General features: G+C 57.1%; 8 protein-coding genes. 3 read left to right on the top strand and 5 right to left on the bottom strand.

All coding sequences use genetic code 11. The annotated features are described in order from the left end of the window. On the top strand, positions 1 to 515 hold a 515-nt coding region (locus tag J9889_RS19715), incomplete at its 5' end, for an ISAs1 family transposase (RefSeq protein WP_210557804.1). A 9-nt stretch (positions 516 to 524) separates the two neighbouring features. Beyond that, entirely contained in the window at positions 525 to 737 is a 213-nt protein-coding gene (locus tag J9889_RS19710) for a hypothetical protein (RefSeq protein WP_210557802.1), read from the top strand. Positions 738 to 1,052: 315 nt separating this feature from the next. Here J9889_RS19710 and J9889_RS19705 read toward each other — a convergent pair whose 3' ends face one another. Together J9889_RS19705 and J9889_RS19700 are read right to left on the bottom strand one after the other, a co-directional pair. Then, the gene (locus J9889_RS19705; RefSeq protein ID WP_039040225.1) at positions 1,053 to 1,445 is read right to left on the bottom strand and encodes a DUF2750 domain-containing protein; all 393 of its coding nucleotides are present in this window, start codon (positions 1,443 to 1,445) and stop codon (positions 1,053 to 1,055) included. 94 nt (positions 1,446 to 1,539) lie between these two features. Next, the gene (locus tag J9889_RS19700; RefSeq protein ID WP_045524136.1) at positions 1,540 to 2,088 is read right to left on the bottom strand and encodes a hypothetical protein; all 549 of its coding nucleotides are present in this window, start codon (positions 2,086 to 2,088) and stop codon (positions 1,540 to 1,542) included. Positions 2,089 to 2,334: 246 nt separating this feature from the next. Here J9889_RS19700 and J9889_RS19695 point away from each other — a divergent pair, with 246 nt between their 5' ends. Further along, entirely contained in the window at positions 2,335 to 2,583 is a 249-nt protein-coding gene (locus J9889_RS19695) for a TIGR02647 family protein (protein WP_010675310.1), read from the top strand. Here the strand turns inward: J9889_RS19695 and J9889_RS19690 are convergent. From J9889_RS19690 to J9889_RS19680, 3 genes are all read right to left on the bottom strand, one after another. After that, positions 2,570 to 2,881 (bottom strand): hypothetical protein, encoded by a 312-nt coding sequence (locus J9889_RS19690; RefSeq protein ID WP_103260431.1) that lies wholly within the window; start codon positions 2,879 to 2,881, stop codon positions 2,570 to 2,572. The genes J9889_RS19695 and J9889_RS19690 overlap by 14 nt on opposite strands. Before the next feature lie 77 nt (positions 2,882 to 2,958). Further along, a complete protein-coding gene (locus J9889_RS19685; protein WP_005302803.1) occupies positions 2,959 to 3,168 on the bottom strand; it encodes a cold-shock protein in 210 nt (69 codons plus the stop codon). 206 nt (positions 3,169 to 3,374) lie between these two features. Next, a complete protein-coding gene (locus tag J9889_RS19680; protein ID WP_053288328.1) occupies positions 3,375 to 4,475 on the bottom strand; it encodes a dihydrolipoamide acetyltransferase family protein in 1,101 nt (366 codons plus the stop codon). Between the last annotated feature and the right edge of the window lie 189 nt (positions 4,476 to 4,664).

Here is a 4,664-nt window from a genome sequence, read left to right as displayed (position 1 = left end):
GTCTGGTGCTCTGCCAGAAGGCCACTCAACACAAAGGCGGGGAAATCGAGACAGTAAGACAGCTGATTGATTGCCTTGATATTAAAGATGCCATCGTGACCATGGATGCCCTGCACTGTCAGAAAGAAACCTTGCAGCGACTGACCACCGCCCGTGGGGCTGACTTTGTCGTTCAGGTAAAGGAAAACCAGCCCGGCTTACTGGCGGCAATCCGTAGTCAGTTCCAGCCCTGGTGGGAGCACGATGGTGAAGGGTTGGCGCAACACTGCACGCAAGAGCAGGGTCATGGCCGCCAGGAGGAGCGAACAGTCTTTCAGTTAACCGCAGAACTCCCCGCTGAACAGAAACTGGCTTGGCCCGGCATAACAAGCCTTATCGCCGTGGAGCGCAGTCGCGGTCAAAAAGGCAAGGTCACGTTAGACACCCAATACTACGTCAGCTCGTTGGCGATAGAGCCGGAGCAAGCCGCCAAGGCAGTACGCCAGCATTGGCACATCGAGAACAAACAGCACTGAGTACTGGATGTGACCTATCGGGAAGACCTGAGCCGGATTGGTGACAGGGAGGCAGCAGAGGTGTTTGCCCTGTTTCGTCGCATTGCGCTGAACATGGCGCAGCATCATCCGAAGTCAATCAGCAAGCGGCGAAAAATCAAATGCGCTTGCTGGAGTGATGATTTTCGAATGGAGATGTTTTTTGGCGTGACGACAGATGCGAATTGCTCGCAAAAAGTATAATCCCGCCCTGCTCACAGGGTGGGGGTGACCATCTCATTAGACCCCGCACATTGGCGCAATGCTGTTCACTTAAGAGAATTTGAGTTCCAGTCCACGTAGTATCAGGACAAAAAAGCGAGGGAGGCATGATGCCTCCCTCTTTCTATTGCAAGCCCCTCTGGATAAAGGCTGGAGGAAGATCGACTGGACACAGCCTTGCCCCCTCAACTCAAATCCAATTAATGAATAATCAGTCAAAAAAGTGCTTATCTGAACAGCATTGCGCACATTGGCGGGGTCTTTGTTACAACCGGGATGGCACCAGGCAGAGGGCATTCAGCTGCGTTTGGCCTGCTTTTGCGCAATGGCGTCGGCGACGTCGGCCGGGTCCAGCACAATGCCTTCCTGATCCGGCGTCGGGAACACGGCCACGCAGAGATCATCCTGCTCCATGCCGTCCACCCAGCGATCCAGCCACACCTTGAGGGTGATGGACTGCGGCTTGCACTCGGCCCACTCCCCTTCGGCCCAGGCCTTGGCGTAGTCGGGATGCGGCCATACCGGGATGCAATCTTCCTCTTCGGTCGTCAGCATCATGACGCCGTGTTCGTCGGTCAGGACAAACAGCTCTTCGTGCTCGACCAGCTTGCTGATGAAGTGATCAAAGCGGTAATCGGCGTTCAGTTGCAGCGCGGCATTGCGCTCGGTGTCGCTAAGTTCATAGCTCATCGGTCAAGTCTCTCGTTCAATAAAGGGCGACATGTTCACATCTTGCCGACCCCTTGTCCAGCAGGAGTAATAGGTCATCCGTCTTTCCATCGCCTCACCCCAGCTCGGGGGTCAACAGCCGGAGTCCCGCGGTCTCACCCAGTCGCTCCCTCAGCCAATAGGCGGACTCCACCTCCACAAAGCAGAGCTGATCCCGCCCCGCAGCGACCCCCACCATGATCTGCTCAAGCCGTGCTTGCTGGGCGGCACTCCAGGCAGCAACCAGCTTGCCGCCATGGGCCTCGTCCACCACCTCACGGCGTAGCTCGAACAGGTTATCGGTGATCGGGCTGTTTATCTTGCTCGGGTGGCGCCAGTACATCTGCAGGTTGTCCAGCATCTCCTCATCGTAACTTGCCAGCGCATCGAGCTCCGGCGTCTCTTTGCTCTGGGCCGCGAACTCGCACCAGCCTGCCGACAAGGTAGCCAGACTCTGGGCATCCTTGCCATGCTGACGCAGGGTCGTCACGTCTTCCCCGCGAATGGCCGGCAGCCAGAGATCTCCTTGATGTTGCGCTAGGAGAGGGAGCAGCAAGGAGGGAGCATAAACAGGAAAACGGGGACCCAGAGAGTGCAGCAGAGAGACCAGAGTAACAGTGATCATGAGACGCGCCTTGAACAAGATGACCTGGCATCACGCCTGGTCATGAGGGTGAACGAGGGTGCCATTCTAGCATGTTTGCCTTGCTGGGGGCGTTTGCGTCCAGCCGGACCGGTGATAGATAGCGTCCAAAAAAGCAGCGTTTGAACCAGAGCGGCCCCGATAAAGGCCAATTGTTTGAGCCAGCGCCCACTAAAGAGGCACCGGGGATGCTAGGTTGCATACATCTTTAGCGTAAGGAGTGCATCCATGAGTGGGATCAACCAGGTTTCTGACGATTTTGTGAATGAGCTGAAAATACTGGCGTGTTTTGATCCGGCCAACATGAGCCTGGGGATCAAGCTGCGCAGCGACATGTCGGAAGCGCTTTGCCAGGCGGCAGCGCGCCTGCACAGCCAGGGCCTGATCACCGCGGCAGATGGCGGCTATCTGACCCCTTTCGGCATGACCATGCTGGAGCATCTCCAACACCTGCTGGTCGCACTCAAGCCGAATTGAGCGGTTGTGGTGCCCAGAGCGAGAAGTTGAGCAACTCCCAGCGCTCTCCTTGTCGCAGCAGACAAGCAAACAGCAAAGGACCTTCGGGTCCTTTTATCTTGCCATCGACCAGCCACTCTCCCGCCCGTTTTGGCACCGGCTGTACCCTGATCTCATCGGGTTTCACCGCGTTTCCCAGGCGAACATGTACAAACTGTTGACACACGGACACGGCATCATTCACCGCAGGATCCGGCGTTGGCGGGCTGGCCTGACCGGTCAACGCCACGGTCAGCAAGAGGGATGCGAGCAGGGTCATGACGCGTATTGATGAAGCCATGAAAACAAAAAGCCGTGGCACCAGAGGTACCACGGCTTTCTTAAATTCTGCAAGAATTACAGAGCAGTTACGTTCTCAGCCTGCGGGCCTTTTTGACCTTGGGTCACAGAGAACTGTACGCGCTGACCTTCAGCCAGGGTACGGAAGCCGTTACCTTGGATAGCGCTGAAGTGAACGAAAACGTCCGGGCCGTTTTCTTGCTGGATGAAGCCAAAACCTTTGGTTTCGTTGAAAAACTTAACGGTACCGGTGATCATGTTAGACATATCTTTAAACCTGTATTCAAAATAATTACTTATGCTTTTCAGCGGATAAAGCTCAAAAAACGGGATTACTTATGAACAACAGGAAAAGATGTAAAACATCATATTCATTGACATAACTATCGCCTTTTCAAGCTGGTTAACATTATACGTGCCTTTGTCGATTACGCAAACAAATTTGTACCCCGCCAGCGGCGGGGTACAGCGGGTCAGACCTGTGCCGACTCCAGTGCCTGGACCAAGGCTTTGAGGAAGCGAGCCGCCTCTCCACCGGTGCAGGCTCTGTGGTCAAACGTCATCGACAAGGGAAGTGCACGCACCGGGCGCGCCTCACCGTGGATGAACACCACCTTCTCGAACAACTTGCCCGCACCTATGATGGCCACCTGGGGTGGTGTGACGATGGGGCTGGCGTAACGGCCAGCGATGGCGCCAAAGTTGGTGAGGGTGATGGTTGCCCCCTGCAGCATTTCCCGCGGCACGGCACGGGCCTTGACATCGGCGATCATCCGATCCAGTCCCTGCCGTATGTCAGCCGAGTCCCGTTCAGCCACGTTCTCCATCACGGGCACATAGAGCCCATGCTTGGAGTCAACCGCGATGGCCACATTGACCTCCCTGAACAGACGCCGCGACAGGGTCTCTCCGTCAAACCACGCATTCATGGAGGGTTCGGCCCGACACGCCACGCCGATCGCCTTGATAAGGCGCACAGTCACATCTTCATCCGGGCGCCAGTGGCGCAAGTCCACTTCGTCGGTGATGCTCACCGGCACCACAGTCCGGTGCGAGAGCTCCATCGCCTTGGCCATGGCCCGGCGCGAGCCTTTCAGGAATTCGTTGCCGCTCTCCTGCTGGGCCTCGAACGCCTGCTGCACATCCTGCTCGGTCACCATGCCAGCGCTGCCGGTTCCCTTGACCTTGTCGATGTCCAGCCCCAGTTTTTGCGCCAGCAGACGGACCGCTGGCATGGCTTGCACCAACGTACCGCCGGGCGCCATGGCCCCCACCACGAAATGATCCTCGATATGCTGCTGATGGGCGCTGACCTTGCCAACGACGGTGCCGTCATCCTCGCCCCCTTCAAACTCCACCAACGGTGCCCCGATGTGGAGGATGTCCCCCTCCTGCCCGCACAATCTGGCAATGACCCCGGCCACCGGCGAGGGCACATCCACCAACGCCTTAGCCGTCTCCACCGACAGCAGTACCTGATCTACCTGCACCGTATCACCGGCGCTCACCTTCCACTCGACGATCTCGGCCTCGGCCAGTCCTTCGCCCAGATCCGGCAATTTGAAAAATTTCATGACCTGCTCTCCCTCTGCTGGGACATCACCAAACATTGACAGACACCTTGACATCCTCCCCCACCTTAGCGCTTCGCGTCACAGGAGGGGGATTCCCATTACTGGGTGATAGCTGCTCGCGCAGTACCGGGTTCCTGCTTCATCGGGCGGCCTGATTGCACCACGCCTCCACAGGCTAAAACGGCGTGT

Origin of the sequence: Aeromonas sp. PrichA-15 (assembly GCF_017939245.1) — a bacterium.
Classification (GTDB): domain Bacteria; phylum Pseudomonadota; class Gammaproteobacteria; order Enterobacterales; family Aeromonadaceae; genus Aeromonas; species Aeromonas caviae.
The sequence above is the reverse complement of the archived record's forward strand: the minus strand, read 5'-3'. Positions and strand labels throughout refer to the sequence as shown.